This is a genomic window from Auritidibacter ignavus (genome assembly GCF_003703835.1).
GTDB classification, from domain to species: domain Bacteria; phylum Actinomycetota; class Actinomycetes; order Actinomycetales; family Micrococcaceae; genus Auritidibacter; species Auritidibacter ignavus.
On record NZ_RDQR01000003.1, the window covers coordinates 25,474 to 51,506 of the forward strand.

Genomic DNA, 26,033 nt, shown 5'->3' on the forward strand with positions numbered 1-26,033 from the left:
ACTCTCCGGGCCGAGAGAGTGATCTCTTTACTGCTTGTTCTGGTTGTCCGACCGCGTCGAGAGCCCCTGCGCGACGATGTCGACGACAGCAGAAACCGCTTGATCAACCGGCAGGTCCTGACGGGTGTCGTCACGACGGTCTTTGAACTCAACCGTGCCTTGGGCAAGACCGCGTCCGACCACCAGGATGAGTGGTACACCGACCAACTCAGAGTCGGAGAATTTCACGCCGGCCGAAACTTTCTTGCGATCGTCGTAGAGTACCTCGATGCCTGAGGCTTCGAGGTCGGCGACGAGTTTTTCGGCGGTATCGAAGATGTCTTGGTCCTTGCCGGTGGCCACCACATGGACGTGGGCGGGGGCAACATTCAGTGGCCAGATCAGGCCACGGTCATCGTGGTGTGCTTCGGCGATCGCTGCCACCGCGCGGGTGACACCGATGCCATAAGAGCCCATCGTGACCACGACCTGTTTGCCGTTCTCGTCCAGCACTTTCAGGTCCAGGGCTTCAGTGTATTTACGACCCAGCTGGAAAATGTGGCCCATTTCCATACCGCGACGAGTGTGTAATGGTCCGGATCCATCCGGGGCCTCGTCTCCATCTTGAACCACAGTGGCTTCCACGACCGCGTCCCAGGTGAAGTCGCGTCCTGCGACCAGGTCGAAGACGTGGTGCTGCGTCTGATTAGCGCCAGTAATCCAGCGGGTCCCGGGGACAATGCGGGGGTCGACGAAGAACGGCACCCCGGAGGGTGCCTCTGCACCCAACAGCTGGGTCACGGTCTCGCCTGCCACGGTGGCGGGGCCGATGTATCCGGGCACCAGATGGGGGTTCTTGGCCAAATCATCTGCAGTGGCCGGTTCCAGTTGAGGTTCACCAGTGAGCGGAAGAGCCTCGGCAATCGTGGATTCCAAACGCTTGACGTCGACGTCGCGGTCGCCAGGAACAGCGACGACGAAGGGTAGACGTTGATCACCATCGATGGCAACCAATACCACACATTTCAGTGTATCGGAGGCGTCCCAGGCACCGGACTCGCGCGGCACCAGATGATTAGCGACCTCGACCAGAGCCTCGATGGTGGTGGACTCCGGGGTCTCTTTCACCTCAGCTGCCGGCACATCCGAGTAGTCTTCAGGCTCAGGAGCCACGGTAGTTACCGCTTCCACGTTGGCCCGGTAGCCCCCGTCGGATTCCACAAAAGTGTCCTCACCGATGGGGGAAGGGTGCAGGAATTCCTCAGACCGAGAACCGCCCATGGCACCGGCGGTGGCTTGAACTGCTACGACGGGCAGACCGAGTCGCTGGAAGATCCGAAAGTAGGCACCGCGGTGGGCTTCATAGGCCTCATCGAGCCCAGCTTCATCAATGGTGAAGGAGTAGGAATCTTTCATCACGAACTCCCGCACCCGCAGGAGACCAGCTCGCGGGCGAGCTTCGTCGCGATATTTGGTTTGGATCTGGTACAGGTAGACCGGCAGATCCTTATATGAGGCGTAGTGATCCTTAACCAGCAGAGTGAACAGCTCTTCGTGGGTGGGAGCCAACAGGTAGTCGGCGTCCTTGCGGTCTTTGACCCGGAAGATATTGTCGCCGTAGTCGTCCCAGCGACCGGTCGCTTCATACGGCTCTTTGGGTAGCAAAGCTGGGAAGAAGACTTCCTGAGCGCCAATGGCGTTCATTTCGTCGCGAATGATCTGTTCGACTTTAGTCTTGACGCGCACACCCAACGGCAACCAGGTGTAACCACCAGGTGCAGCCCGGCGGATAAAACCGGCCCGGACGAGTAGCTTGTGGCTGGCGACTTCGGCATCAGCCGGGTCGTCACGCAAGGTACGCAAGAACAAGTGGGACATGCGCAAGGGCACAGCACGGCTCCAATCACGGTGAGAGCGTCAGGACATTCTGAGATCTGGGGAAAGTCTACCCCAGCGGAGTCTAGTCAGCGGGGGCCTTGAGTTCCTCGGCCAGCTGGTCAATAGCACTCAGTTCCTCAGCGTAGGCGCGCGGTGGCACGCTGAGAGCAACGGTGAGACGGCTACCGTCCTGGACCCAGACCGTAGAGGTACCCACGTGACCGAGGACTTCCTGATCGTCACCGCTGAGCGGGACCGCTGCTGGGGAATCTTCCGAGCTCTGGCCCGCAGGGCTGAGTGTGTACTCGGGTTCAGGGGTGTTTTCATCGTCCGTGGCAGATTCAGACTCGTCCTCGGATGCCTCATCGGTGACAGACTCCCCCGCAGCGGACTCACCCTGGCCATAATCTTCCAGATACACCGCAAACGCCTGGTCAGTGTGATGGGTGAGTTCTTCGAAGGTGATCTCGCGTTCTAAGGCCGGGCTCCCTTGGGGCTCAAAAAGGGCTCTCTGGCACGAGCTGGCGAATTCTCGGACCTGGTCGGTGTACCGCTTGGCTTCATCGGCATCGTCGAACTCGATGACCGCGAGTTGCCGAAAGTCAAAATTACCGGGCTCGGAGGCATCGACGTGTGTCCCGGTCACCGCCACGACGTCCTCGGCTGAGGGCAAGTCAGGCTTAGGGACGGGGCTTTCATCGCTTCCCCCGCTGACGCACTCACCTGTGGTGCCCAGCACATTCACGTAATCAATGGCGGCTTCCCCATCGACCACCTCGGCGCCGGGTCCCAGCACCTCGTTCAGGGTTTCGGCGATCTGGTCCTCGGTAATCGCAACCTCAGCGGTGTCTGTCGGCGACGGACCGTCTTCGGGCTGAAAGTCGTCTCGGCACCCGGACAACGTCAAGATGCCAACCATCGTCAGCGCAAGAATCCAGGTAGCGCGCTGTAACCGGGGCCTGTGTTCCGAGCTATGGTGCATGGTTCTCCTGCTCCGTCGCGATTTCGGGCAGCTGATCTACGATCTTAGTCAAGATCTCCACCAGACGAGACTGTTCCACAGGATGATCGACCGTGACCACCAGTACGTGATGATTTTCTTGTCCCAGGGCTGTGGTGGTCGTGGTTTGTGCTTCCAACCGAGGTTGTAGTTGCGGGGCGGCGCTGGGCATTTCCTCGGCCGGTGTGGGAAGCGTTTCGACGGCGTCGGCAGTATCTGCCTGGTCTTGGGCTTCGTCAAGATCAACCACGGTCGTGCTGTTGATCAACAGAGTTTCATCGAATTCAGTGGCCAGCTGTTGAAGTTCCTCACCCACCTGGGCGGGATCGGCGGTGGGCGACGGTGCTACCGATTCGCCTCCGTCTCCACCGGTGGCGGTTTGGTCCTCGGTGGGTTCGTCCTCGACCTGCTCGCCGGCGAGCTCGGGGTTGGAGAAATCGCTGACCGCGGTCGTGACCTCCGCTTCGATGTCCTCGTCAAGGTCCACGAGATAGGTGGGACACTCCTTGGCAACCTGGCGACGAGCTGTCAGATAATCTTCGGCCTCAGCCTCGGATTCAAATTCGATGATGGACGCCGACGTGGAGAGGGTCTCAGCGTCTTGTTCGGTAACCACGCCTAAGGTAGCGGTGGTGTTGGCCAACAGCTGTTCGTCAAAGGTGGTCTGGCAAGAAGCAGGCGAAATCTCGTGTTCTTCCAAGGCGCGTTCTTCCTCAATCAGCGCCTGCCGAGCCTGGTCCCCGTCGAGCGTCACCGCCTGATCTCCCAGGGCGTGACGAATGACCTGCAGCGACGCGTCTGAATCGGATTCAGCAGACGGTGACTGACTGGCACTGGCAGTGTCAGACGGTGTGGCCTGCGCACGTTCAGCCTCGTCGTCACCGCCGGCGCAACCGGCCAGCGCTAGCGCACACACCGCCCATAACGTTAGGTGTCCCGCTCTGCCTAGGGCCACACCACTGCCTTCCTCTTCACGTTCTGTCACGAGCTGTTTGCACGCTGTTTTTGACCTGTTTTGGAGTTCTCAGGTCGAAGCACATACTTCTCTCACTGTAGCCGAGTTTGTCCGGTATGGAGAACAGTGCAGGGCGCCGAAACGATCAGAACAACACCGTGGCGAACTCTCCGGTAACCTCGAACCCGACGTTACGGTAGGTCTTCAGCGCCGCCACATTGAAATCGTTGACGTAGAGCGAGACGACCGGGGCTAGGGTCAGGCTGTGAGCGACCACCGCTGACATCAGAGTGCTGGCCTCACCGCGACCACGCAAATGCTCGGGGATCCACACACCTTGAATTTGAATGCAGTCGTTGGTGACCACCCCCAGGTCTGCTTTGAACAGAACCTCTCCACCGATTCGGCGACCGGGGGTCTTCACCAGGCACCATCCGGATTCGATCAATTGTCGGACCCGGGCTCGGTAGGAGTTGGGGCTGTCCTTCATCGGTGAGTATCCGAGCTCTTCTGTGAACATCTCCACGGCAGCGGGAAAGACCGTGTTGAAGTCACCAGCTTGGGCGACCCGCACGTCGGGGTCGACCGGTACCGCAGAGAGGCTCCGGGTGGTCATCAGCGGTTGTGACGTTCGAATGGCGCGGGGTTGTTGCAACCCATACGACAGGCTAGACCAGATTCCGTGCACCGCGTCCCGCGGCCCGAAGATCGACCCATAGCGTCGGCCCAAGCACCGGATGGCCGTGCCCAGGATTTCTCCATAAAATTCATTGACCGCGACCGGGACGATATTGGACCCAACCCACACCGCACACCGGAGCTCATTCGGGTCGTGCTCGTCATCGATACCCAGAAATAGCCCGCGATGCAGGTCACGTCCAGGCCCAGCACCACGGCCGCCGTCGAGCAACGATTGGACATAGCAGTGAGCCACCGGGTCGCTGGCAACCAGTCGGGATAAGGCCTCGGTGTCGTCGTCGGAAAGGATCCGAACCATATCGCCGGTGGTCCGAGACAGCTGGTCTTCGGTGTCCAATAGCCAACGCATCTGCCGGGCAAATCTCATCTCTGGTATCCCTTCGACTGATACGAACGGCTCAAGGTGGTTCAGGCAGGCGCTAGTTGAGCGTCACCGGTTTGAAGATATCGGCCACTATCAACAGTACGCCCATGCCTAACAGGGCCACCGCAACGACGTAAGTCAGGGGCAATAGTCGTGAAATGTCGAAGGTAGGCGGGCGTGGTCTACCCCGGAGCTTGGCCCAGAGTTTGCGCCCACCATCCCAAAGCGCACCCACCACATGGCCACCGTCCAAGGGCAAGAGCGGAATCAGGTTGAAGGCCATGAGGGCAATATTAACCCCGGCGATCAGCGAGACCAGCATGGCCACCCGGTCCTGCAGGGGTATCTCGTCCATGGCTGCCGCCTCGCCGGCAATGCGACCGACTCCCACCACCGACATCGGACCGTTGGGGTCACGTTCCCCGTCGGTAATCAGCACTTGGGCGGTATCCCATAGCCGAACCGGCAAGACTACGATCACGCGGAAGGTGGCTTCCAATTGCTGTCCAATGACCGGGAAGGTCTGGGTGACCGGTTGTTGCACTCGTTCTACCTGCGATCCCATTCCCACGAATCCGACCTGGTGCGTGACAAGGTCGCCGGATTCGTCGGTTTCGGTGCGTCCTAGGTCGTCGACCACCGGGCGTTCGGTCAGCACCGGGGTAATCTCGGTGTCATGTTGTTGTCCCTCGCGCTCGTAGGTCATGGGCGTGGAGTCTCCGGCTCGTTGTCGGATCAAGCCGGTGAGTTCGTCCCAGGATTCCACCGCGACCCCGTTGAAGGAGGTAATCGTGTCACCGGGTTGTAGTCCGGCGGCGTAGGCCGGCCCATCTGGGTCATTGTCGTCGCATTCGGCGATCTCGTCCTGGGTGGCCGCGACTTGTACTGCCTGCACACACCGGTAGACCTCAGAAACCGTGGTGGTGGCGGTGTTCACCCCGAAGCTAGTGATTAAAATCCCGGTCAGAACCACCGCAATCAACAAATTCATCGCCGGACCGCCCAACATGATGATGATCCGTTTCCATACCGGTAGCTGGACGAACAACCGGTTCTCATCTCCGGGGCGAATCTCAGCCGCGGAGATCTCCCGGGCCTGTTGGGACATTTGTTGGAAGACGCCGGTCGACGAGGTTTTCGGCTTCTCGCCCGGGGCTTGGGGCGGGTACATCCCGATCATGGCCACGTAGCCACCCAGGGGAATGGCTTTGACCCCATATTCGGTCTCGCCACGGCGGATGGAGAACAGTGTCTTTCCAAAACCCACCATGTACTGGGTGACACGTACTCCGAAGAGTTTGGCCGGAACCAGGTGCCCGATCTCGTGCAACGCAATAGAGAGGATAATCCCCACGGCAATGGCCAAAACACCGAGGGTGAAAGCCAAAATCTCCACGGAGTACTCCTCTCATTTCTCATTGGGTTGTTTCTCACAAGGTTGTCTGCACGCGCTATCCAAGGGATAGTTCACCGGCCTATTATGCCGGTCAAACCTGTGAAGTGGGCTCGGATGAACGGTTGAATCCTCGTCGAGGCAGTGCTAGAGGCACAATGTCATCAGCTAGCACAGCCGCCAACTCCGCGACCACACACCCCCTAGCGGAACATCGCCGTCCACCCGGCCGGGCCGACCACGTTGAGTTCCTCAGACGAGGCAAGCGAACACCATCTGATGCGTGCCCGGCTGTGCTACCAGAAGACAGTTGTACCGCATTGGCCCAAGAGCTCGCGCCCAACGTGAGTGCTGTGCGGTTTGCAGGATCGGCACATCCCACGGTGGAAGAATGTAGAGTGGTGGGACTACCAGAGACCAGGAGGCAGTTGCATGATTCTTCGTGAGGTACGGACCGAGGACCTCGATGAGTTCTTTGTCCACCAGCAGGATACCTTGGCCAATCTGATGGCCGCCTTTGCGCCTCGCAATCCCCAGGATCGTGGCGTCTTCGATTTCCACTGGAATAGCTTGCTTCACGATGAGAACACCATCGTTCGCACCATCGAGGAGAACGGTCAGGTGGCCGGTGCGTTGATCTGTTTGAACATCGACGAGATTCCGGAGCTGTCGTTCTGGACAGCCCGGGAGTTCTGGGACCAGGGCATCACCACTGCGGCGGTGGACCAGTTCCTGGAGGATTTCCAACAGCGCCCCATCCGCGCCATGGTTCCGGCTGACAACGCCGGGTCACAGAAGGTACTCACCCGACGTGGTTTCGAAAAGATTGGTGAAGAGCAGTCCTTCTCAAATGCTCGCGCTGAGATTATCACGGAGGACGTGCTAGAGCTCAACCAACCCTAACCAGTCCTTGCGCCTGGTGGTTGCCTGGCGATCAGCTGGGACTGGGTCATGCCTTGATCAACCTTCTAGCTGAGGTTGATCAGCAATTCGATTCCAGCTTGCACAAAGGCATCAACCTCGGCCTCTTCGTAACCCTTCTTACCTTTAGCGGCGCGGAAGGTCGTGGCTCGAAGCTGTTGGGCAGTGACCGTATCGCGATCGGTAAAGTGAGCAAAAAGGGTCTCACATACCGCGTCGACATCTTCAACACGGTAGCTGATGGCCTTTGATTTCTTGGGGCGACGGAAACGTTCCCCGGCTGGGCGCTGAAGGCGACCCATCAGTTCCCGGATGGAGTCATCAAGGTAGCTGTTCCACGCTTCCAGGCCATGGCTCTCAATAAATTCATCTCGTTCGGCCCGTCGGAATGCGTCCTCGAGACGGTCCAAGACCTTGTCGACCTGATGGGGTGCATACCCGCCTTTGACCGCGGCGAAGGAGACATCACGCACGTCGTTGGCCGCCATGAATTCATTCCCGTCATAAGCAGAACGCGCCCGCGCGATAAATTCATCAACCTGGTTCGGCTGGTAACCATAGGCTTTTTTCTCCACCCGAGTAAAAGGAGAACTCTCGTGCTCGGTTCGTGCAGCCCGTCGGCCCATGGTTGTATCCTTCCTGACGGATGTGAGTTGCTCGGTCATCTACTCGTAGCCTAGGGCAAAAGAACCACGAACAGCGCGAACGCCACTGGAGCACCAAAAACGAGGGAGTCCAACCGGTCCATCACTCCCCCGTGCCCGGGCAACGTGTTGCCCATGTCTTTGACACCGAGATCGCGTTTGACCATCGAGGCCGCAAAATCGCCAGTAGTGGCTACCACGACCATGACGAGGCCGACAATCACCGACCGCCAGACTTCCAAGTCAAGCATGAACCAGCCAGCCCCAATCGAGACCAGGACGGCTCCGACCAAAGAACCCGCGAAACCTTCCCAGGATTTTTTCGGTGAGATCTGTGGCGCCATCGGGTGTTTGCCAAACAAGGCTCCGACGATGTACCCGAAGGTGTCATTGGCAACGACGGCCAATAGGAACAATGCGACCATATAGTTGCCCTCGGGCTCCTGCATCAACACGACCCCGAACGAGAGCATAAAGGGGACCCAAAGCACGATGAATCCGGTGGTCATTGCCGCGGCTAGGGGCCGGTAGGGATCACTGACTACAGTCCAAAACACCGCAAGGATCATCGTCCCGAACAGGGCGAACACCATAGCGTCGATGCCACCAAAATACGCCGAAATGGGCATCGCAAGGGCCCCGACCCAGAGCGGTACCAAAGGTACCTCAATCTTGTAGGGGCGATACAACCGGGACATTTCCCAAGTGCCCACCAGCAACAGGAGTGAGATGAGCACCATCACCACCACGGGAACCCAGAAGATCCCGATGATGGCTGCGACGAGCAGAACCGCACCGACGGCAATCGCTGCCGGAAGGTTACGACCAGCCGTCGATTGTTTGGGTTCTTCTAGCTCGGCTGGACGTTCCGAGACGGTGGTAGGTGCCACCATGGGATCGTTGTCAACGTAGGTGGCGGGCTCGGCTGTCTCGGGGTCTGTGTCATTGGACTCACCGCGTTCAGCACCAACCGTCTCGGGAAGAGCCCGTTGGTGCTCGATTTCGGCTTGGGCGGCTTCCAGAGCCTTGCGTTCTTTCCGGGTTTGGGGAATGATCCGGCCGGTTTCCGGGTCCCGGACCAAATTCTCGAAGCCCTCAAGCTCGGTAATAACCGGCTCCTCACCTGGTGAGGATCCGGTGTTGCCTGTGGGGTCTTGTTGGCTCATGTGGTGCACGTTAGAGGTGCTTAGACCTCCATGAGGTCCTGTTCTTTGTTCTTGGCCATCTCTTCAACCTGGTCCACGTACTTACGGGTCAGGTCATCAAGTTCTTTCTCACCACGTTTGCCTTCGTCTTCGCCGATTTCGCCGTCGTTAACCATCTTCTCGAGGGTTTCTTTGGCTTTGCGACGGGAATTACGTATCGAGACCTTGTGATCTTCGGCCTTTGATTTAACCAGCTTCACATATTCGGCTCGACGCTCAGCGGTCAACTCCGGCATGACAATCCGGATCACTTTGCCGTCATTGGAGGGATTAGCTCCCACCTCGGAGTCAGACAGGGCTTTTTCGATCTCACGCAGGGCGGATACGTCATAAGGTGCAATCAGCAGGGTACGGGCATCCTGTGCGGTGAAGGAGGCAAGTTGTTGCAAGGGGGTGGGAGTACCGTAGTAGTCGACCAGAACCTTGGCAAAAAGACCAGGTGTGGCTCGACCGGTGCGCACCGAGGCAAAGTCCTCGGAGGTGGCCTCCAGGGTTCGTTCCATCGCGGCCTTGGCGTCATTGAGTACTTCGCTGGTCACGGAATCTCCTTCAACATTATGAACTTGCCCAACCGGCTCCGGTTGGGCGAACTTAATCGCCTGATTACCATCTTAGGACAGCTTAGGTGCAGTCACCGTCGTGTTGATACGGCGGGGCGGTTATGACTCCACCGTAGTACCGATGCGTTCACCGAGCAGTGCTTTGGTGACGTTACCCTTTTGCTCCATGCCAAAAACCATCATTGGCAAATTATTATCTTTGCACATCGTCATTGCGGTGAGATCCATCACTCGGATATTTCTCATGATGGCTTCGTCGTAGCTGAGGTGGTCAAAGAGCTGAGCATCGGGGTTCGTCTTGGGATCGGCCGTGTAGACACCGTCCACACCGGACTTGGCCATGAGCACCTCGTCAGCACCGACTTCTAGGGCCCGTTGGGCCGCGACAGTGTCGGTGGAAAAGTACGGCAGACCGGTACCGGCGCCGAAAATTACCACACGGCCTTTTTCCATGTGTCGCACCGCGCGCTGAGGAATGTACGGTTCAGCAACCTGTGACATGTGAATCGCAGACTGAACCCGGCAATCCACGCCAGTTTGCAACAAGAAATCCTGTAAGGCCAGGGCATTCATCACAGTGCCGAGCATACCCATGTAGTCGGCACGCCGGCGTTCCATGCCGTTCTCGGATAGTTCGGCTCCACGGAAGAAATTACCGCCTCCGACAACGATGGCAATCTGGACCTGGTCAGAGGCCGCCGCAATTTGTTCGGCCACGAACCGAACCGTTGTGGGATCAACCCCCACGGAGCCACCGCCGAAGACTTCACCGGAGAGTTTCAAGAGCACCCGACGCCTCCGGGTCGAAGGGTCAGATTCTGCAGATCTCGGCCCATCTTGGAGGCCTCCGGGAATATTAATAGCCGGGGTGGGTTCGGTCATGGTCTCCTCCTGCAATGGTTCACCGGATCTGAACGAAGTCAGCGATATTAATGAAAAAGTTTGGGGCAGTCAGAAGGGGTGAACACTTAGTTATAAGTGTTCACCCCTTCTGCTGTTCATGCTTAGGCGCCGACGCGGAAGCGTGCGAACTGCACGGCTTCGGTGCCGGCTTCTTCCAGTACCTTACCCACAGTGGTCTTGGAATCTTTAGCGAATGGCTGATCCACCAGCACGACATCCTTGTAATAGCCGTTCAATCGACCATTGACGATCTGCTCCATGGCCTTTTCCGGCTTGTTCTCAGCACGAGCGGTGTCCTTAGCCACGCGACGCTCATTCTCAACGGTTTCGGCCGGAACTTCGTCACGGGTCAGGTAAGTCGGAGACAGAGCTGCAATGTGAACTGCAACGTCGTGAGCTGCTTCCTGAGCCTTCTCGTCATCGGTGGAGACAGCCATGAGCACACCGACCTGGGCTGGCAGGTCTTTACTGGTCTTGTGCAAGTATGCGTCAACGTACGCACCGGAAACCCGGGCGACACGACGAACCGCGACCTTTTCACCCAGGGTGGCAGCCTCCTCGGTGACGTATTCGCCCAGGGTCTTACCATCGTACTCAGCGGCCAGCAATGCCTCAGCGTCATCGGCTCCACTGGAAACGGCGACCTCGAGGACGTTGTTAGCCAGATCGATGAACTTCTGGTTCTTGGCCACAAAGTCGGTCTCGCAGTTGATCTCGACCATCACGCCTTCGCCGTCGTTGACAGTAGCGACGATCAGACCTTCAGCAGCGGAACGACCTTCACGCTTGGTCGCGCCCTTCAAACCCTTGATCCGAATGATTTCCATGGCTTTCTGGGCGTCGCCTTCGGCTTCATCCAGGGCCTTCTTGACATCCATCATGCCTGCACCGGTACGTTCGCGCAGGTCCTTGATATCAGCGGCAGTGTAGTTGGCCATTCAGTAATCCCATCCTTAGGTTTCTGAGTTATTGGTGGTGAGTAGGTCGAAAGGTCAATCTCACTCGGAGTCAGTCTGAGACTGAGGTGCTGGCGCGGTAGCCTGATCCTCAGTCGTGGCCGGCTGCGTTGCGGTCTCGGCGGGTTGCTCGGCCTGTGCCTTCTGTTTGGTCTCAGTCTGTTCACCGAGGAGCAGGTCACGTTCCCACTCAGCCATCGGCTCTTCACCGCCGGCCTCTCCCTGCTTGCCCTGATTGCGTGCCAGTAGACCATCGGCCACAGCGTCTGCAACCACGCGGGTCAGCAATGCCACTGAGCGGATCGCGTCGTCGTTGCCCGGAATCGGGTAGGTGACTTCGTCCGGATCGCAGTTGGTGTCGAGGATTGCGACCACGGGAATGCCAAGTTTCTTGGCCTCGTCCACAGCCAGGTGTTCTTTCTTAGTGTCAACGATCCAGACCGCAGAAGGGGTGCGACTCATGTTGCGGATACCACCAAGGTTAGCCTGCAACTTCTGCATTTCGCGCTGTAGCAGCAACAGTTCCTTCTTGGTGTGGCCGGACCCGGCAACATCTTCGTAGTCGATTTCTTCCAGTTCCTTCATGCGATTGACACGCTTAGAAACGGTCTGGAAGTTCGTCAGCATACCGCCAAGCCAGCGGTGGTTGACGTAGGGCATCCCGACCCGGGTTGCCTGCTCAGCAATGGCCTCCTGGGCCTGCTTCTTGGTTCCTACAAACAGGATGGAACCGCCGTGTGCCACGGTTTCTTTAACGAAGTCGTAGGCGCGGTCGATGTAAGACAGCGATTGCTGCAGATCAATGATGTAGATGCCGTTGCGCTCGGTGAAGATGAAACGCTTCATCTTCGGGTTCCAACGGCGAGTTTGGTGTCCAAAGTGAACACCAGAGTCCAGCATTTCACGCATCGTAACGACGGGCATGTCGCTCCTTTACCGTCAGCCTTCGCGGCCTGCGCCGAGGCTGACATTTTTCTTGTCTATCGGTTACTTAGCACCACAACCGGTTGGTCGGCGCTCCTGGCACGACGGCGGTTTCCCGACACAACACCAGCACCCCGTGATGGGGACCGAAGGGGTTATGTTGTCTGACTAGACACTCACATCGTGCGCGAAGTCAGTACCATCGCAGGCTGATTTGCCGGCCTGGATACTACTGCTTGTATCAGCATACCGTATTTTCCCGTGGCCCTAACCGCGTCAGGAGCGACCATGCCAGTGTTTTTCCTCCACGAGCCGATAGCCGATTCCCCGCACCGTTTCGAAGCGGTCCGCACCGAGTTTATTGCGTAAGTACCGAACGTAGACGTCGACCACGTTGGAGCTACCTGTAAAGCCCTCGCCCCAGACTCTACTTAGTAACACATCTCTGGTGAGCGCCTGCCCGGGGTTGCGGAAGAATAATTCTGCCAGGGCGAACTCGCGCGGTGAGAGATCAACCGGCTTGCCGTCCACAGTGACCAAATGTCGGGTGGAATCGATAACGACTTCGGCGTGACTGACCACGTCGTGACCTTGTGCGTCGTGGACGGTGTTGCCGGCATGGGGCGAGGCGGTTGGCTGATCGTGCGGGGCGCCCGCTGCTTGCTCACGATTCTCCCGGTCTCGAAGTCGCAACCGGATGCGAGCCACCAGTTCGGGGAAACGGAACGGTTTGGGAACATAATCGTCGGCCCCGGACGTCAATCCCTGGACGGTCGCTGCCCCAGAGGTTCGTGCTGTGAGAATAATGACAGGAAGATCCGAAAATCTGAGTCGAATTTGTTCAAGAACCTCGAAGCCATCCATATCGGGCAGTCCCAGATCGAGGATGATCAAATCCCACTCTTCGGTGCGCACCAGCGCGAGACCCTTGGCGCCGGTGGCAGCGACTACCGGGTCAAATCCCTCAGCCGACAGACCGTTGAATACAAAATCCGAAATACGTGGCTCATCTTCAATCACGAGAATACGGGCTACTGTCATTCGGTGCTCTCCTGACGCGAGGAACTGGTGGTGAACAAGGTTTTGCCTGAGCCGGAGGGATAGGGCAATGACATCGTAAAAGTCGATCCGACATCGAGCTGAGACCGGACAGAGACCACGCCACGGTGTGCACGAACTATCTCTTGAACAATGGTCAGTCCGAGCCCGGGCCCTTCGGTGCCGGAAGCGTTACGGGCTCGACCGAAACGTTCGAAGATCGTGCTCAGATCGTCGACGGCGATCCCCGCACCATAGTCAGTAATCCAGAGATCGAGGCTACGGTCGAGAACCTCGCCACTGTCTAAGCGCTCGACCAGGCGCGAGCCCAGCGTGATTTCACTATCGGGTTCAGAGTGTTTGACGGCATTCTCGGCGAGTTGTAACCACGCTTGAGTGATGCGGTGTTCATCTAAGGGATAGATCACGTCGGCGGTTTCGGCTACGCTCCAGGTACGCGTGCCCAGCTGTTCGGATTTTCGGGCGACATCATGAGTCAGCGTGGCTACGTCTACGGGTATCGGTTGCACGAAATCTGGGCGGTTTGAGGTAGCTAGCGTCATTAGGTCTTCAGTGAGCCGGGTGGCTCGTTCAAGCTCGTGCAGAGAAATGTCGCGTACTCTCTCCACGTCGTCGGGATTGTCACTTTTCATCAGTTCCAAATTTCCCTGAATGATGGTCATCGGGGTACGAATTTCGTGACCCACATCGTCGAGTAGCTGTCGTTGGGACGAGAAACTGTCTTGAAGACGATCGAGCATGGCATTGACGTCTTGAGAGAGACGAGCAACGTCATCGTCACCAGTCACCGGCGCTCGGCGATCAAGGTCCTCGTCGGACGAGATCTTGGCCGCGGTGGCTTGAAGTTGCCGGAGTGGTGCAAGAAGTCTGCCAATCAGCACCCAACCGGCAACAGCGATCAATACGACCACCACGCCAGCGGTAATGCCGAAAGTCATAAAAGTTCGGTTGACTTCCTGCAGGCTTGCTCGCTGGTCTTGTGCAACCACCAATACTGACGGCTCGGGGTCTTCAGAAAAAGACACCGGAATGGAGACCACCCGGTACGTAGTCAGCTCGGTCCGCACGGTTTCCAACGTTACCGCGGTGAATTCTGCTGATTGAACGCGACGTTCGAGCAAGGACACGAGTTCTGGGTCGTGTTCCAGGCGGGTGGGCACAGATTCATGAGCGGTCCAGACCACCCCGTTCCGGTTCAGGCCCAGCATGCCTTCATGGGCTTCGGGCATGTGCCGAGCCATGGCTACGTAGATCAGCTGGTCTGACTCGTTAAAGGGCTCTCCCGTTTCAGGGTCTACACCCTGTTCGGCCAAGATACGCACTTCGTGAACGGTTCGGGTCAGCCCGTCGTCCATGCGCTGAAGATAGGCGCCACGCTGCAAGAGATAGGACAATGCCCCCGTCAGGCTCAGCGCTAGTAGGGTCATGGCGATCAAAAACAGCACCACTCGGGTGCGGACCGAGAGCCGTTTCCAAGCTGGTGCTTGCTGCTCTTTGTTCACGCTGGCCTAGTCGTCGTCATCATCGTCCTCATCATCCCCGTCTTCATCGTCATCATCATCGTCATCATCATCGTCTGGCTGGTAGGGCGAAGGTGCCGGTGGGCCAACGTTCTTCGGGCTCACTTCGTTTACTTCGGTATTGCCGGGTGTTTCTGTTGGCTGAGCTTCGGACGAGAGGTTCTGAGAAGAACCGGTGATCTTAGATGAGGTCGCGGGCACGGGTCCAGATGATTCGTCGGCGACGGCTTGGGATGGGCGGTGTTGAGAGGAGGTGGGGGTCTGATTCACGGAAATCGGAGGACTGAGTTCCACCTCATCCGAGCCACCAGAGAGATTGACCCAGAGCATGCCCAAACCGATGATCACGGCGGCCAGCGCTACCGCCGACCCACCCCATAGCAGGGCTGTCCTTCCACCTGTTGACATGATGCCTATTCTGTCGTTTTTTCGTGAGACCTCAATGAGAATGTGCGCTCACCGTGTCCTCATCATGACATATCTACACTCTCCCGGGGAACAAGACTTTCCTCATCCACAGTTCCCTTTCTTGCTGGATCCAAGTACTGGTGGCGGACGATGCTACGGATATGACGACGACACAACGTTTTTGTTCCGAAGTTCCACGGCGAGACCAACGTGCTCCCGGGCGTCGTGAAATCGGCAGACGACTCCTTGGGCTACTCGCGATGATCTGGCTGATGGGGTTGTTTCCGGCTGCGACGGTGCTCGCCACTCCCCACTACTCCCCTGTGTCGAGATCGCCTCTGACTGTGTTGCCAGCAGACACTCAATGGGACCCACCGGTTCCCGGCGCGAGTCCGCAGGACATTGTCACCAGTTTTGATCCACCGACTGCCCCGTGGTCCGCTGGCCACCGTGGGATAGATCTCGTTGCTCCATCGGGCACCGTGGTCGCTCCCGCTCACGGGCGGGTGACGGTGGCTCAGAAAGTGGTGGACCGACATGTCGTGACAGTTGAGCACCCCAATGGTCTGTTGTCATCGTTCGAACCGGTGGTGACCGAGCTCGAGGTCGGAGAAACGGTGCAGACCGGGGATGTCATCGGGGAGATTGAACCGGGCGTGGACCACTGTGATGTTTCGTGCGTGCACTGGGGGGTGCGAGTTCCCGATGGATGGCGCATTGGCTCGACGCTTCGAGATCGCTATATCGATCCGTCATTGTTGCTGGGATGGCAACGGCCGTCGGTGTTATGGCCACTCGACCATGATCCGCCGGTCGCGCCGGAACACTGAGTCACGCACCGCGGCGACGCTGGTCATGAACGCGGTAAGCCAGATCGATGAGTCGACGGGCCGAATCCTCCCAGCGGTAGCACTGCGATTGCTCTCGCGCTGCAACCGAGGCCCGCGCGAAGTGTTCGGGCTGGTTGAGCGTGATAGCGGCCTGTGCAAAGTCAGAGAGCCAGTCCGAGTCCTGCAGATCGATAAAGTGGGCGTGCGGTCCTTCCCCAGCGATATCCCGGAATATCTCGATATCGGAAACAATCACCGGGGTTCCTTCTTCCATTGCTTCGGCCAGTGGCAAGCCGAAACCCTCGGTACGAGACAATGTCACGAGGGCGGTGGCAGTGCGCAAGAGCTGGTGATATTCCTCTTCGGATGTACCGTGATGCAGGATCACCTGTTCGGACCCAACCCCGGCCTCAGCAGCGACAGCAGCCAATTCTTCTTCCCGTTGTGGTGAAATTTTTGACAATAGATGTAGCTGATACTCAGGGAGTTCTGCCATGGCCCGGACGAGCTCGTTGACATTTTTGTAGTCCATGAACGAGCCCATATAGACCAATGATTTATCCGGTTGCTGGTGTGGATCACGGGGCTGGGAAACCTCATGGGCCGCATTGGAGATCACGGTGATGGGACGAGTGGTTAGCCGGTGTTTGCGCATGAGCCGTTGCGTGGTACGCGACACCGTCGCCACGGCATCCGCTCTGTTCAGCACCAGCCGTTGCGGCCAGTAGGCCAGGTGATAGAGTCGCCACAGTCCACGCACCGGGGCGGGCAAATCATGTGGCGGGGTGCGGTGTTGATAATAAATCAGGTCGTGCAGGGTGAGAATCAGCCCGTAGTTCCTCCCCCACGACCCCATGGTCTGCATAGGGGAAAACACCACATCGGGTTCTAATGCGTTGATCCGTCGAGCAATGAATGGTTCGGCCGGAGACGTCGGTGCGGGCATGAGCTCCCACGGGACATTATTGGGCAGGAGCTTGAGCTGTGCGGTATCGCTGATGAGCATGGAAACAGGATGCTGGGCGGCCACCGCTTCGATCAGGGAGGACCCGTACCGAGAAATCCCGTCGTGGAAATCGGTGCGGGTGTATCGAGCGTCCATCACCAGCCTCAACGTTGTGGTCATGGGCTTCCTTCCCTCGATGACGTTCTCCCCACGAAAAGGTACCTGGCTCACACCTGATCAGATTGGTTGCCTGGTGAGATGGCAATTGGTGGGGCGTGTGGGACTTGAACCCACGACAAAAGGATTATGAGTCCGTGTCAACCCATTTCACGTGGTTACACTACCACCCAAAACCGCACCATTCCGCGAAATTTGTTTCACTGACATGCAGGCGTGTTCGGGCTTGTTCCACCTGTGGTTCCACCTACAACCCCCGAGCTTCACGCCACGCATCCAACCCCACCACATTCCCCTCAGACGGTGGTGGCGAGGACGGCGCAGGATCAGGTGCCAACAACGAGTCGGCCACCCGGTCCACTGCATCCACCCGCAGCTCATCCAACACGTGCTGATACCGCTTCAACATCGACACTTGCGACCACCCCATGATCTCCATGACCACCCTGGGGTCCACGCCTTGGACCAGCAGCATGGTCGCAGCGGTGTGCCGTAAATCTTTCACCGTCCCCGTTGTCACCCCGGCCTGCTTCAACAGGTCCTTGAACAACGCCCAATCCTGGCGACTATTCGGCGGCCGCCCATTCCGCTGTTTGAACACCAGGTCGTACTCTTGGCCGTCTGGGGCAGTCCAGGTCGCCCGGTGGCCGTCTTGGACCTCCCACAACCGGTGACGCTCCCACTGAGCCACCAACGCCCGATAGATCACCTCTGGCATCGGCAACCCACGAATACTTGTTTCGGTCTTCGGCTCCCCCAAAAACAGCCCACCACCAAACCGTTGTGGGCAGTCCGCGCCACGCCGCTTCCTGCACGACGGGCCATCCTTGGTTTGGTTGCACCCGTGTTGCCACGACAACCGGAACAACTTCCGGTCCACCCTGATCCGCTTCTGCTCCAAAAACACCCGGTCCCAGGCCAACCCCAGCACCTCTGACTGGCGTGGACCCAACAGGGTGCCAATCAGCCACCTGGCCGGATTCTCACTATCCTGGATCACCGCCAGTAGCCTCTTGGCCTGGGGTACAGTCAACGACTCCCCCGACCTCGACATGTTCTGCGACTTCATCGCCTTCGGTACGGTCGCTAAATCTGCTGGGTTGTGCCCCAGAACCCCACGCCGGACCGCCTCACCCAGCCCCTTGCGCAGGATGTTGTGAAACTGGCGCACCGTAGAGATCGTGAGTCCAGCATCCCGCATGGACCGGTACTGACGCTCCAGGTCCTCCGGTTTCAGCTTGGACAACACGATCTTGCCGACCCTGGGCTTGTCCACGTAGGTGCGGACCTTGGACCGGTACCCCTTCAGCGTCAGCGCTTCCAGATCTTCCGCCAACTCACGTTTCTGCAGATAATGCTCCATCCACGCCGACAAGGTCATGTTCGCGTCCACGGTGGTGACCCGCCCGGCCTCATAATCCCGCACCAGCCGGGCAATCTCCCGCCGACACGCTGCAGCAGACTCCGCTGTCACGGTTCGCCGGTTCCGGGTGCCGTCGGCCTTGTACCCAAGCATGACCGTGGACCTCCACATCCCGGGCCGAACCTCTTTCGGCTCGGACCCCTCCCCATCGAGCCGTTTACGTTTCTTCTGTGCATCCTTGCTCATAGTGTTTTCCCTATCTCCGCGTTAATGCTGCCTAACCGTTGCTGTTGTTTGAAGGTCAGCCCGTCCAACCGGTCCGCCAACACCAACCGAGTCACCCCCAGTTCGTCGGCGAGCTCATCAATCGTGGCAGCCCACCGCCAAGACTCCTCCAAGGTCTCGAACGGGATGAGCAGTTTCGCGGTCACAGCACGGACGCGGGCTTCGACTAAGGATGGCTGGCAGGTGGTGTGCCCGCAGGCGATGTGGACGAGTTCGTGCATCACCGCACACCGGTACTCGGTTTGATTCATCCGGGGGTCAACCCAGATGTGAGTGCCATCGGTGGCGGCGGGGATATGGTCGGCTGGTCTACGGTGGATCACTCTGACATGGGGCGCGAAGGACTGAAGAATTCGTTCAACCATGCCCACCATGCTGGCTGTTAGCTAGGACACGATAAAATGAAGCAGCAACCAAAAGCGTGTGACCGCGCGGGGCCCAAAGTGTTATACTGGGATCACCGAGGCCCTTGACGCGAATAGTCGCCGTATGGTTGGCGTTCCCACAATCGTGGGATAGCACCAAGGGCCGACTTTTTATCTCGTGAAATTCCAGTACGTGCCCTGCGGCTGATACGTCCGAGGTCGAATCCGCAACAAATGCTTGTCGTCACTGGGTTTATTCGTTCGGATACACCGATTCACCGCACCAGCAGCCATATCTGCCAACTGGATCCCAGCGTTGAATTTTGAATCATCGAACTTCACCGCCCGGATCGTTCCAGGACTCTCCCGGTTGACCATTCGCATCAAGTACGCCTCGTCTTCGATACCGAACCCTTTCGTGTCGTGACCATCAATAACGATCTTTGCGTCGCGGATCTGGTCGTAGTTCTTCGTCAACAACATCCTGATCGCATAGCTTTTGAGTGCGGCTGGGCTGCTACGCAACTTATGGCTATAGATCTTGCTCTTGTCAAAGAAGATCACCCGAAGGTGGTAATCAATATGATCCGTGCAGTTAAAGAAGCAGTCCTTGACGCGTTCTTTGGTCTTCGCATATTTGAACTCAGGCTTGTGCCGATTATGCGCCAAACATTCTTCTATCGCCCGTTTGAGCGCTTCGATCTGGAATGGGTCACGGAATACAGCAGCAGCCATAACTAGATGGCTTGATGCTCCATGCTCGAACTTGAAACCGCCGTCGCCGGAGTCGTCGATAAAAACGTGCACAGGCTAGTCCCCGCCGTCCTGGTTTTCTTCGCCGAGCCCATCAAAGAACTCATCGTCCTGATCAGCTTGGATCGGCATGTTTGGGTGTGCCGCTAAGAATTCTGGATCCAGCGACGGGATCTTCTGTTCAGACTCAGAACTTTGGGTGTCATTGTCCGGGCTATCGACAGCACGGAGGTCTGGGCGGTTGGGTTCTTGGGCTCGTTTGCGGAGTTCATTTCGTAGCCTTTCAATCTCACGATTGGTTTTCAGAAAGGCACGTGCCGCATAAATCAGAGCTTCACGCTGGTCTTGGTCCAGTTCATCAACATCTGGTGGGAGTTGGTCTGCGAATTTCGCGGCCACATATTTACGGCCTGCAGCTTCATACACCCGCTCTTCGGAGAGGCCGGCCAGGAAGGCCAGCGCTTCGAGAGTTTTTGCCTGCGGCTTGGACCGGTAGATCCCTGCCACGATTCGGTCAAAGGTAGTTGGTGACATGGTCTTGCCAGCGCGCTCAGCGATTCGTTGCATCTGTCGTCCGCCGACGCCGTCGTGGCGTTGCTGGGCGATCAGCGCGATGTCTCGCAGTGATTCGTTTTGGCTCGTGCTCATGTCCTCAACTTTCCCGGTACTGGTACTAGTAATACCAGCGCAAAGTGAAAAGTAATTATTACCAGGTCGGCTACTTCCCTTGCATTGTATGGCATCCACGGCCATTAGTAATACTTGCAGTGCCAATTGCGGCATGCTACAGTTGTTTTCACCGAAGAAAGAGGGCACAATGGTTTATACACAGCAACCAAGAGTTACTCCACTGAAGAAGAAGTGGAGCCGACCAAAGGAAAGAATTGCAGGGCACACCTACATGAAAGTACGCGACTATGAGCTCATGAGAGAGCTCAGAGAAGAGCAGGGCCTAACGCAAACCCAGCTAGCGGTTCTCTCGAAATGCAGTCAGGCCACGATTAGCGCCATCGAGAACGAAAACCTCACGACGATCAGTGTGGACCTTGGCACTCACCTGGCTTACTGGTTGGGGCGTCGTCCGCGTGAACTTTTTGACGAGTTCGACGACCGTGAAGTTGCTGCGGTCAAAGTGAAAATTGATACACGCCGCACTCGTCACCGTAAAGCGGAGCCAGCAGCATGACAACACCGAAAAGCGGCCTAGGGCTTCTAGCTTCCGCATATAAGGCCACGTTTGGCAGCGGACTGGTGACCGACTTTGAGTCGGTTGTCGCTGTCGCCTATCAAAAGATTGACCCCCACCGTGCCGGGTAGGGGCCAAAACAGTCAACTCGAAAAAGGAGTATCTGATGTCTACTTTACCACTTGAATATGCCACCGAAGCCAGAGATACGTACATCCGAAGCGCACGGGCTCGGACTGTTGTGCTTCACCAGCTCAACGATGTGCGTCGTGACCCGGCCGCGCTTGCCTCCTCGGGCGTGACGACCGAGGAGGTCCAATCCGCATTTGAGACGGTATGGAAGGTCTCCGCGTTCTATGAATCCAAGCTCTGGCTTGAGGCCAACGAGGAACGCAAAGCCAACGACCGGATTGTTGAGCCGTTGCGGCGTGCAGTGTCTGGTGACGCCTCCCCGGTAGCGCCCCTGCCTGACGAAGAGGACGACTGATGACCGCCACCCTCTCCCCTGATCTGCTTGAGGTTCGTTGCTACACGGTTCGTGAGGTAGCCGAACACCTCGGGACCTCCCCCGGGTTTGTTTATAAGGAGATCCACGCTGGACGTCTCACCGCCGTGAATCTTGGGACCGGTAGCAAGTTCCGTGTTCGCCACTGCGACCTCATCGAATATCTCGATTCCCATGCCCATTAAGAGGAGCACCACCATGACTGAACCTATACCTACTGATGGTCTGGCCGAGATGCTTGAACGGTTTCAGAAACAGGGCGTGGACTTTCAGACCGCGTTCAACATGATGAACCGTCAACTCGGCGGTAACTTCCCCGCCTAACACTTAGGCAAAACTCTCTCTCATTATTTCACGCCGCCTTTTGGCGTACCCAGGTTCTAAGTCCGTGCCACTACTGGGGTGGTTTCTCGGCAAGCAAATGCTGAAAGGAGCGTCTATTGGCATGTCCAAAAATAGTTCAACTGGGTTCTGGGATGTTTACCGAACCATAAAAAAGACCGCTAAACAAGAGGGTCTGAAGCTGTCGTCCAAGAAGGTTTTCAATATCAGCAACTATTACATGCGGTTACTTGAGGATGCCGTTAAAGAGGATGAGGAATTGCAATGCGATTTTGATCCGACGACGTATAAGGATCCGACTGGTGATGCGGCCGTCAAGCATTGGTTCCGGTTGATGGCTAGAAGTTTAGTCACCCAGGCAATACGTGCGTCGATCTGTAGCGCGGCAATGGTCACGGATAAAGGCATCGTCCGGTGTGACCAGCCCGCCGTCCACGTTCCTGGTTGGGACACGGACAACCCGGTCTGTGAGCACCACATGGAGCAATTAACGAAAAATAACTACCACAGAAAAAAGAAGAAGCCCGGTTCGGGAACACCGGGCATTTTGGTTTAAGAAAGGAAAACCAAGATGCAACATATTATACCGCATACTAACGAATCACCATTTGATGCGATCAAGCAGACCGACGAACACGGTAATGAGTGGTGGTCAGCACGTGACCTGATGGAAGTCATGGGTTACCCCACCTGGCAACACTTCCGTCCAGTGATTGAACGTGCTATGAGCGCATCAGCGAATCAAGGTCACACCCCCGAAACCCTTTTCAAGGTCAACCGTGAAAAGTCTGGTGGCCGTCCACGTGAAGACTATTTGATGTCACGGTTCGCTTGCTATCTGGTCGCCATGAACGGCGACCCGCGAAAACCAGAAGTTGCTGGCGCTCAGTCGTATTTCGCGATTCAGACTCGTGTTGCTGAGACTCAGATTCCTCAGCAGATTGAGATGTCTGAGGATGAGATCTTGCATCGGGCATTAGAGATCTCTGCTGGCCGGGTGAAGGCTCTGGAAGCGAAGGTTGAGCAGGACGCCCCGAAAGTTGATTATCACGACACGTTTGTTGCTGATGAGGACCTGCTGTCTTTCCGCACTGTGGCGAGTGATTTGAAGATCGGTGAGCAGCAATTACGGCAGATGTTGATGGGTGCTGGATGGATTTATGCTCAGCACACTTCACGTTGGTCGCAGTCGAAGCAGAAAAAGATCCCGATTACCCGGTATAGCGCGTATGCGGAGAAGAAGAACTGCTTCCAAGCCGTGCTGCATCATGATGTGCCGCGTTTCCGTGGCGAGGTGATGCACACGTTGAAGATCACTCCGGCTGGCGCGTCTGCTATTGCACGTCTTGTGGAGAGAAAGAAGGCAGCATGAAAGGAAACAACCTAATGGGTGAGATTGACCAGATCATCGAGCGCATGGAGCAAGGGGAGATCAGCCACGCGACGGCGGAAGAGCTGATCCTTTTCGCACAAGAACGTGAAGACGACGCTAGACGACGCCGGGAAGGAATCGCATAAATGGAACTGTTCTTTTACATCATCCTCTCCATTCTTACTATCTCAGTGTTGTGGAGTGCGACTGAACTCCACTTGTTACGGCGCCGGATAGACACAACCGTTGACCGGGCAAGACGGCGCCAACAACGCTCACCCAAACTATTCGACCAGGAAACACAATGAGCCAATGGACAGAATCCTCGACCCCAGCATTCGTAACCGCAACCAACAAGTCGAAGCAGACGACGATCCCAGAAACGAGCACGGATATGACCGAGATAATTCATAACTTGCCGGCAGAAGAATACTTCGCTAACCCAGCATTCGGCAGCACCTCAATACGATATTTATCTGACCCAGAAATCAGCCTCCAAGAAGTCAAACATCTACTCGAACAGGATGAGCACAAGAAAGAGTATGACGTCGGCACGTTGGCTCACGCACTCATTTTGGAAGGCTCAATGGATCACCTCATCGTCGAGGTCGATGCCGACGACTACCGGACAAAAGCGGCACGAGAAGCACGCAACGCAGCCTACGCCGCAAATAAGATCCCAGTGAACAATTCGGAATGGGCCACGATCATAGATCCTATTGTCCAGATGCAGCAAGCCGTCATGGGACACGACATCGCTAAAGACTTGCTGACAGGGCACTCGCCAGAGGTGAGCTTGTTTTGGGAACAAGAAGGTATGCCAATGAAAGCCCGCATCGACGCGCTCCATGAGGGTCGGAAACTCGCAGTGGATTTGAAAACGGTTCGCTCAGCAAGACCAAATGACTTCAAACGACAAATCTCCGACCTCGCCTACTACATTCAAGCATCCCACTACCTCAACGGATTAGAGACTGTCACCGGAGACAAGTACGACTGGTTATTCGTGGCAGTCAGCAAGTCTGAACCATGTGTTGTGTCAGTTCATCGGTTGAGCCCAGATGCACTCACTGAAGGAGCTATCCGTATTGGTCATGCCATCGACCGCTACAAGGCCGCACAAGAGCGCGGGTGGACTGGTTATGAGGAAATATTCACCCAAGAACTCACGCCCTGGGAGTCCATGAAAAATGAGTCCCTGCTGGATGACGAAATCTTTGTAGGAGGTGCAGCATGAATTTGGATATGAGTGGCACGATAGTTGCCAAATCTGACCAAATCAATGCTTCCGACATTACTCAGCCGACGATCATCACTATCACCGATGTTAAGGTGAAAAAGGGTGACGATCAGCCGGTTTGGATCACCGTGGCTGAATACCCTAAACGCTATTTCAAACCAGGGCTGACTGTTCGCCGGATTCTTGCCCACCTGTGGGGAAACGACGGGGCGGCATATATTGGCCGGCAAATCGAAATCTACAACGATTCAACCGTGAAATGGGGAGGCCAAGAAGTCGGTGGCATTCGTGTCTCGCGCATGAGTCACATAGATAAGCCCGAAGTATTGGCTCTGCCTGAGGGGCGCGGCAAGTGGAAAGACTTCTATGTTGAACCACTCCCCCAACAACCGCAGCAACAGCCTCAGCAGTCCCCACAGGCTGCCCCTGATTGGGATGAGGCGATCTCTGACTGCCAGGGCAACACTGACGATCTGCGGGCCTTATGGACGCAAGCACAAGAAACCGGCGCCCCACAAGAAGTCCTCAACAAGATTCAAGCAGTAGCACAACAAGGAGACCAACAGTAATGGCGAACGTCAGTTTTCGAGGCAATGTCGGCAAGGTGTTCGGCCTCAAGCGTTCCCAAGACGGCAAACCGCGCTTCCAGTTCAGCGTTGCGGAAAGTCATGGCCGGTTCGACCAGCACAATCAATGGCAAGACACTGGAACGACATGGTGGAACGTGACCGTATTCGGGAAACAGTCCGAGAACCTGGCAGACATTATCCAGGAAGGCCAGAAGCAACAAGTCGTGGTTACTGGGCGCTCGCAAACTCGACGGTACGAGCACAACGGTGAGCAGCGCGAATCATTAGACGTTGCGGCTGATCATGTTGGGTTAGTCCACCGGGCTAACCAGCCTCAGTCGTCCCCTGCTGCTAACTGGAACAACGCGCCAGAAAACGCATGGGCAGGTGGCGGACAACAGCAAGGTGGCAACCCTCCTTTCTGACCCGTAGCACTACGAATTAGTCAAGACACCTTTTCGGGTGTCTTTTTTATTACCCAAGGCCCGGTCAGACGCATTGTTTGGCCGGGCCTCACTTGCACCTAGGAGACCAATGACGAATACCACCCTTGAATGGCGGGAGCAGCCCAGCAGAGACTCAGCAGACTGTCAGCGCGGTTGCTGCAAAACAATCTACAACGTTTGTTACGCCCGATACCAGTGCCGATGCCATCAGATTGCGGTGCTCAAATGATCTGGTACTGCGGGCCAGCTTGTGAGCCCCTCGTGAAATTCTCGACCTCCGAAGAAA

Annotated in this window: 32 protein-coding genes; 13 read left to right on the plus strand and 19 right to left on the minus strand. The window is 56.9% G+C overall.

The features are described from left to right. Positions 1 to 27 precede the first annotated feature (27 nt). The 5 genes from DYI20_RS02555 to DYI20_RS02575 form a co-directional block, all read right to left on the minus strand. Positions 28 to 1,869 (minus strand): proline--tRNA ligase, encoded by a 1,842-nt coding sequence (locus tag DYI20_RS02555; protein ID WP_110101645.1) that lies wholly within the window; start codon positions 1,867 to 1,869, stop codon positions 28 to 30. Between the two features lie 70 nt (positions 1,870 to 1,939). Further along, positions 1,940 to 2,839 carry a hypothetical protein gene (locus DYI20_RS02560; RefSeq protein WP_110101646.1) on the minus strand — a complete coding sequence of 300 codons (900 nt, stop codon included), beginning with the start codon at positions 2,837 to 2,839 and terminating at the stop codon, positions 1,940 to 1,942. Then, positions 2,829 to 3,842, minus strand: coding sequence for a hypothetical protein (locus tag DYI20_RS02565; protein WP_147472504.1), 1,014 nt, complete (start codon positions 3,840 to 3,842; stop codon positions 2,829 to 2,831). Before DYI20_RS02565 ends, DYI20_RS02560 begins: the two co-directional genes overlap by 11 nt. Before the next feature lie 115 nt (positions 3,843 to 3,957). Further along, on the minus strand, positions 3,958 to 4,878 hold the full coding sequence (locus DYI20_RS02570) for a GNAT family N-acetyltransferase (RefSeq protein WP_110101648.1): 921 nt from the start codon (positions 4,876 to 4,878) through the stop codon (positions 3,958 to 3,960). 52 nt (positions 4,879 to 4,930) lie between these two features. After that, complete coding sequence (locus DYI20_RS02575; RefSeq protein ID WP_110101649.1) at positions 4,931 to 6,271, minus strand: M50 family metallopeptidase; 1,341 nt, start codon at positions 6,269 to 6,271, stop codon at positions 4,931 to 4,933. A gap of 429 nt (positions 6,272 to 6,700) precedes the next feature. Between DYI20_RS02575 and DYI20_RS02580 the strand changes: the two genes are divergently transcribed. Next, positions 6,701 to 7,171: a GNAT family N-acetyltransferase gene (locus DYI20_RS02580; RefSeq protein WP_110098717.1), complete on the plus strand. Its 471-nt coding sequence runs from the start codon at positions 6,701 to 6,703 to the stop codon at positions 7,169 to 7,171. Positions 7,172 to 7,236: 65 nt separating this feature from the next. On the opposite strand, the gene DYI20_RS02585 is transcribed toward DYI20_RS02580, so the two are convergent. The 9 genes from DYI20_RS02585 to DYI20_RS02625 form a co-directional block, all read right to left on the minus strand. Then, entirely contained in the window at positions 7,237 to 7,815 is a 579-nt protein-coding gene (locus tag DYI20_RS02585; RefSeq protein WP_136088822.1) for a DivIVA domain-containing protein, read from the minus strand. A gap of 50 nt (positions 7,816 to 7,865) precedes the next feature. Beyond that, positions 7,866 to 8,999, minus strand: a complete 1,134-nt coding sequence (locus DYI20_RS02590) for a phosphatidate cytidylyltransferase (protein ID WP_110101651.1) — start codon at positions 8,997 to 8,999, stop codon at positions 7,866 to 7,868. A gap of 20 nt (positions 9,000 to 9,019) precedes the next feature. Further along, entirely contained in the window at positions 9,020 to 9,541 is a 522-nt protein-coding gene (gene frr / locus DYI20_RS02595; protein ID WP_208392252.1) for a ribosome recycling factor, read from the minus strand. A 156-nt stretch (positions 9,542 to 9,697) separates the two neighbouring features. Further along, positions 9,698 to 10,480, minus strand: a complete 783-nt coding sequence (pyrH, locus tag DYI20_RS02600) for a UMP kinase (RefSeq protein WP_110098721.1) — start codon at positions 10,478 to 10,480, stop codon at positions 9,698 to 9,700. Positions 10,481 to 10,602: 122 nt separating this feature from the next. Continuing rightward, positions 10,603 to 11,439, minus strand: a complete 837-nt coding sequence (gene tsf / locus DYI20_RS02605; protein ID WP_122548786.1) for a translation elongation factor Ts — start codon at positions 11,437 to 11,439, stop codon at positions 10,603 to 10,605. Positions 11,440 to 11,499: 60 nt separating this feature from the next. Further along, positions 11,500 to 12,381: a 30S ribosomal protein S2 gene (gene rpsB / locus DYI20_RS02610; RefSeq protein ID WP_110098723.1), complete on the minus strand. Its 882-nt coding sequence runs from the start codon at positions 12,379 to 12,381 to the stop codon at positions 11,500 to 11,502. 276 nt (positions 12,382 to 12,657) lie between these two features. After that, positions 12,658 to 13,422: a response regulator transcription factor gene (locus DYI20_RS02615; RefSeq protein WP_110101654.1), complete on the minus strand. Its 765-nt coding sequence runs from the start codon at positions 13,420 to 13,422 to the stop codon at positions 12,658 to 12,660. After that, positions 13,419 to 14,942, minus strand: coding sequence for a sensor histidine kinase (locus tag DYI20_RS02620; RefSeq protein ID WP_122548787.1), 1,524 nt, complete (start codon positions 14,940 to 14,942; stop codon positions 13,419 to 13,421). Before DYI20_RS02620 ends, DYI20_RS02615 begins: the two co-directional genes overlap by 4 nt. Positions 14,943 to 14,948: 6 nt before the next feature. Further along, positions 14,949 to 15,368 carry a hypothetical protein gene (locus DYI20_RS02625; RefSeq protein ID WP_110101681.1) on the minus strand — a complete coding sequence of 140 codons (420 nt, stop codon included), beginning with the start codon at positions 15,366 to 15,368 and terminating at the stop codon, positions 14,949 to 14,951. Between the two features lie 161 nt (positions 15,369 to 15,529). Between DYI20_RS02625 and DYI20_RS02630 the strand changes: the two genes are divergently transcribed. Further along, positions 15,530 to 16,198, plus strand: coding sequence for a M23 family metallopeptidase (locus tag DYI20_RS02630; RefSeq protein ID WP_146206460.1), 669 nt, complete (start codon positions 15,530 to 15,532; stop codon positions 16,196 to 16,198). A gap of 1 nt (position 16,199) precedes the next feature. On the opposite strand, the gene DYI20_RS02635 is transcribed toward DYI20_RS02630, so the two are convergent. The 5 genes from DYI20_RS02635 to DYI20_RS02660 all read right to left on the minus strand — a co-directional run bounded on the left by DYI20_RS02635 (position 16,200) and on the right by DYI20_RS02660 (position 20,735). Beyond that, complete coding sequence (locus DYI20_RS02635) at positions 16,200 to 17,324, minus strand: glycosyltransferase family 4 protein (RefSeq protein ID WP_233488076.1); 1,125 nt, start codon at positions 17,322 to 17,324, stop codon at positions 16,200 to 16,202. 244 nt (positions 17,325 to 17,568) lie between these two features. Then, positions 17,569 to 18,930 carry a tyrosine-type recombinase/integrase gene (locus DYI20_RS02645; RefSeq protein ID WP_122548788.1) on the minus strand — a complete coding sequence of 454 codons (1,362 nt, stop codon included), beginning with the start codon at positions 18,928 to 18,930 and terminating at the stop codon, positions 17,569 to 17,571. Continuing rightward, a complete protein-coding gene (locus tag DYI20_RS02650; RefSeq protein ID WP_166769921.1) occupies positions 18,927 to 19,334 on the minus strand; it encodes an ImmA/IrrE family metallo-endopeptidase in 408 nt (135 codons plus the stop codon). The genes DYI20_RS02645 and DYI20_RS02650 overlap by 4 nt, the downstream gene beginning before the upstream one ends. Positions 19,335 to 19,505: 171 nt before the next feature. Next, complete coding sequence (locus tag DYI20_RS02655) at positions 19,506 to 20,141, minus strand: DUF3800 domain-containing protein (RefSeq protein WP_122548790.1); 636 nt, start codon at positions 20,139 to 20,141, stop codon at positions 19,506 to 19,508. A gap of 3 nt (positions 20,142 to 20,144) precedes the next feature. Continuing rightward, positions 20,145 to 20,735 (minus strand): hypothetical protein, encoded by a 591-nt coding sequence (locus DYI20_RS02660; RefSeq protein ID WP_122548791.1) that lies wholly within the window; start codon positions 20,733 to 20,735, stop codon positions 20,145 to 20,147. A gap of 169 nt (positions 20,736 to 20,904) precedes the next feature. Between DYI20_RS02660 and DYI20_RS02665 the strand changes: the two genes are divergently transcribed. The 11 genes from DYI20_RS02665 to DYI20_RS02695 all read left to right on the plus strand — a co-directional run bounded on the left by DYI20_RS02665 (position 20,905) and on the right by DYI20_RS02695 (position 25,726). Next, positions 20,905 to 21,273, plus strand: a complete 369-nt coding sequence (locus DYI20_RS02665) for a helix-turn-helix transcriptional regulator (protein ID WP_166769920.1) — start codon at positions 20,905 to 20,907, stop codon at positions 21,271 to 21,273. Continuing rightward, positions 21,270 to 21,404 carry a hypothetical protein gene (locus DYI20_RS12745; RefSeq protein ID WP_279675276.1) on the plus strand — a complete coding sequence of 45 codons (135 nt, stop codon included), beginning with the start codon at positions 21,270 to 21,272 and terminating at the stop codon, positions 21,402 to 21,404. Before DYI20_RS02665 ends, DYI20_RS12745 begins: the two co-directional genes overlap by 4 nt. A 35-nt stretch (positions 21,405 to 21,439) precedes the next feature. Further along, a complete protein-coding gene (locus tag DYI20_RS02670; protein ID WP_122548793.1) occupies positions 21,440 to 21,760 on the plus strand; it encodes a hypothetical protein in 321 nt (106 codons plus the stop codon). Beyond that, positions 21,760 to 21,963, plus strand: a complete 204-nt coding sequence (locus DYI20_RS02675) for a helix-turn-helix domain-containing protein (protein ID WP_122548794.1) — start codon at positions 21,760 to 21,762, stop codon at positions 21,961 to 21,963. Before DYI20_RS02670 ends, DYI20_RS02675 begins: the two co-directional genes overlap by 1 nt. Before the next feature lie 13 nt (positions 21,964 to 21,976). After that, positions 21,977 to 22,102, plus strand: a complete 126-nt coding sequence (locus DYI20_RS12750) for a hypothetical protein (RefSeq protein ID WP_279587223.1) — start codon at positions 21,977 to 21,979, stop codon at positions 22,100 to 22,102. Between the two features lie 121 nt (positions 22,103 to 22,223). Then, positions 22,224 to 22,676 carry a hypothetical protein gene (locus DYI20_RS02680; protein WP_122548795.1) on the plus strand — a complete coding sequence of 151 codons (453 nt, stop codon included), beginning with the start codon at positions 22,224 to 22,226 and terminating at the stop codon, positions 22,674 to 22,676. Positions 22,677 to 22,691: 15 nt separating this feature from the next. Beyond that, positions 22,692 to 23,492: a phage antirepressor KilAC domain-containing protein gene (locus DYI20_RS02685; protein WP_122548796.1), complete on the plus strand. Its 801-nt coding sequence runs from the start codon at positions 22,692 to 22,694 to the stop codon at positions 23,490 to 23,492. A gap of 14 nt (positions 23,493 to 23,506) precedes the next feature. Continuing rightward, the gene (locus DYI20_RS12755) at positions 23,507 to 23,638 is read left to right on the plus strand and encodes a hypothetical protein (RefSeq protein ID WP_279587222.1); all 132 of its coding nucleotides are present in this window, start codon (positions 23,507 to 23,509) and stop codon (positions 23,636 to 23,638) included. 158 nt (positions 23,639 to 23,796) lie between these two features. After that, the gene (locus tag DYI20_RS02690) at positions 23,797 to 24,729 is read left to right on the plus strand and encodes a PD-(D/E)XK nuclease-like domain-containing protein (RefSeq protein ID WP_122548797.1); all 933 of its coding nucleotides are present in this window, start codon (positions 23,797 to 23,799) and stop codon (positions 24,727 to 24,729) included. Then, positions 24,726 to 25,301 carry a hypothetical protein gene (locus DYI20_RS12160; RefSeq protein ID WP_147472505.1) on the plus strand — a complete coding sequence of 192 codons (576 nt, stop codon included), beginning with the start codon at positions 24,726 to 24,728 and terminating at the stop codon, positions 25,299 to 25,301. The genes DYI20_RS02690 and DYI20_RS12160 overlap by 4 nt, the downstream gene beginning before the upstream one ends. Then, positions 25,301 to 25,726 carry a single-stranded DNA-binding protein gene (locus DYI20_RS02695; protein WP_166769919.1) on the plus strand — a complete coding sequence of 142 codons (426 nt, stop codon included), beginning with the start codon at positions 25,301 to 25,303 and terminating at the stop codon, positions 25,724 to 25,726. Before DYI20_RS12160 ends, DYI20_RS02695 begins: the two co-directional genes overlap by 1 nt. Positions 25,727 to 26,033 lie beyond the last annotated feature (307 nt).

Bases quoted from the DNA above. Each gene is read 5' to 3' on its own strand.
- DYI20_RS02670 (WP_122548793.1), top strand. From the start codon at position 21,440: ATGTCTACTTTACCACTTGAATATGCCACCGAAGCCAGAGATACGTAC.
- DYI20_RS02665 (WP_166769920.1), top strand. From the start codon at position 20,905: ATGGTTTATACACAGCAACCAAGAGTTACTCCACTGAAGAAGAAGTGG.
- DYI20_RS02695 (WP_166769919.1), top strand. From the start codon at position 25,301: ATGGCGAACGTCAGTTTTCGAGGCAATGTCGGCAAGGTGTTCGGCCTC.
- DYI20_RS02570 (WP_110101648.1), bottom strand. From the start codon at position 4,878: ATGAGATTTGCCCGGCAGATGCGTTGGCTATTGGACACCGAAGACCAG.
- DYI20_RS02625 (WP_110101681.1), bottom strand. From the start codon at position 15,368: ATGTCAACAGGTGGAAGGACAGCCCTGCTATGGGGTGGGTCGGCGGTA.
- DYI20_RS02680 (WP_122548795.1), top strand. From the start codon at position 22,224: ATGTCCAAAAATAGTTCAACTGGGTTCTGGGATGTTTACCGAACCATA.
- DYI20_RS02690 (WP_122548797.1), top strand. From the start codon at position 23,797: ATGAGCCAATGGACAGAATCCTCGACCCCAGCATTCGTAACCGCAACC.
- tsf (WP_122548786.1), bottom strand. From the start codon at position 11,439: ATGGCCAACTACACTGCCGCTGATATCAAGGACCTGCGCGAACGTACC.
- DYI20_RS02615 (WP_110101654.1), bottom strand. From the start codon at position 13,422: ATGACAGTAGCCCGTATTCTCGTGATTGAAGATGAGCCACGTATTTCG.
- DYI20_RS02630 (WP_146206460.1), top strand. From the start codon at position 15,530: ATGACGACGACACAACGTTTTTGTTCCGAAGTTCCACGGCGAGACCAA.
- DYI20_RS02635 (WP_233488076.1), bottom strand. From the start codon at position 17,324: ATGACCACAACGTTGAGGCTGGTGATGGACGCTCGATACACCCGCACC.
- DYI20_RS02660 (WP_122548791.1), bottom strand. From the start codon at position 20,735: ATGAGCACGAGCCAAAACGAATCACTGCGAGACATCGCGCTGATCGCC.
- DYI20_RS12160 (WP_147472505.1), top strand. From the start codon at position 24,726: ATGAATTTGGATATGAGTGGCACGATAGTTGCCAAATCTGACCAAATC.
- DYI20_RS12745 (WP_279675276.1), top strand. From the start codon at position 21,270: ATGACAACACCGAAAAGCGGCCTAGGGCTTCTAGCTTCCGCATATAAG.
- frr (WP_208392252.1), bottom strand. From the start codon at position 9,541: ATGGAACGAACCCTGGAGGCCACCTCCGAGGACTTTGCCTCGGTGCGC.
- DYI20_RS02685 (WP_122548796.1), top strand. From the start codon at position 22,692: ATGCAACATATTATACCGCATACTAACGAATCACCATTTGATGCGATC.
- DYI20_RS02560 (WP_110101646.1), bottom strand. From the start codon at position 2,839: ATGCACCATAGCTCGGAACACAGGCCCCGGTTACAGCGCGCTACCTGG.
- DYI20_RS02585 (WP_136088822.1), bottom strand. From the start codon at position 7,815: ATGGGCCGACGGGCTGCACGAACCGAGCACGAGAGTTCTCCTTTTACT.
- pyrH (WP_110098721.1), bottom strand. From the start codon at position 10,480: ATGACCGAACCCACCCCGGCTATTAATATTCCCGGAGGCCTCCAAGAT.
- DYI20_RS02675 (WP_122548794.1), top strand. From the start codon at position 21,760: ATGACCGCCACCCTCTCCCCTGATCTGCTTGAGGTTCGTTGCTACACG.
- DYI20_RS02650 (WP_166769921.1), bottom strand. From the start codon at position 19,334: ATGGTTGAACGAATTCTTCAGTCCTTCGCGCCCCATGTCAGAGTGATC.
- DYI20_RS12755 (WP_279587222.1), top strand. From the start codon at position 23,507: ATGGGTGAGATTGACCAGATCATCGAGCGCATGGAGCAAGGGGAGATC.
- DYI20_RS12750 (WP_279587223.1), top strand. From the start codon at position 21,977: ATGACTGAACCTATACCTACTGATGGTCTGGCCGAGATGCTTGAACGG.
- DYI20_RS02590 (WP_110101651.1), bottom strand. From the start codon at position 8,999: ATGAGCCAACAAGACCCCACAGGCAACACCGGATCCTCACCAGGTGAG.
- rpsB (WP_110098723.1), bottom strand. From the start codon at position 12,381: ATGCCCGTCGTTACGATGCGTGAAATGCTGGACTCTGGTGTTCACTTT.
- DYI20_RS02645 (WP_122548788.1), bottom strand. From the start codon at position 18,930: ATGAGCAAGGATGCACAGAAGAAACGTAAACGGCTCGATGGGGAGGGG.
- DYI20_RS02580 (WP_110098717.1), top strand. From the start codon at position 6,701: ATGATTCTTCGTGAGGTACGGACCGAGGACCTCGATGAGTTCTTTGTC.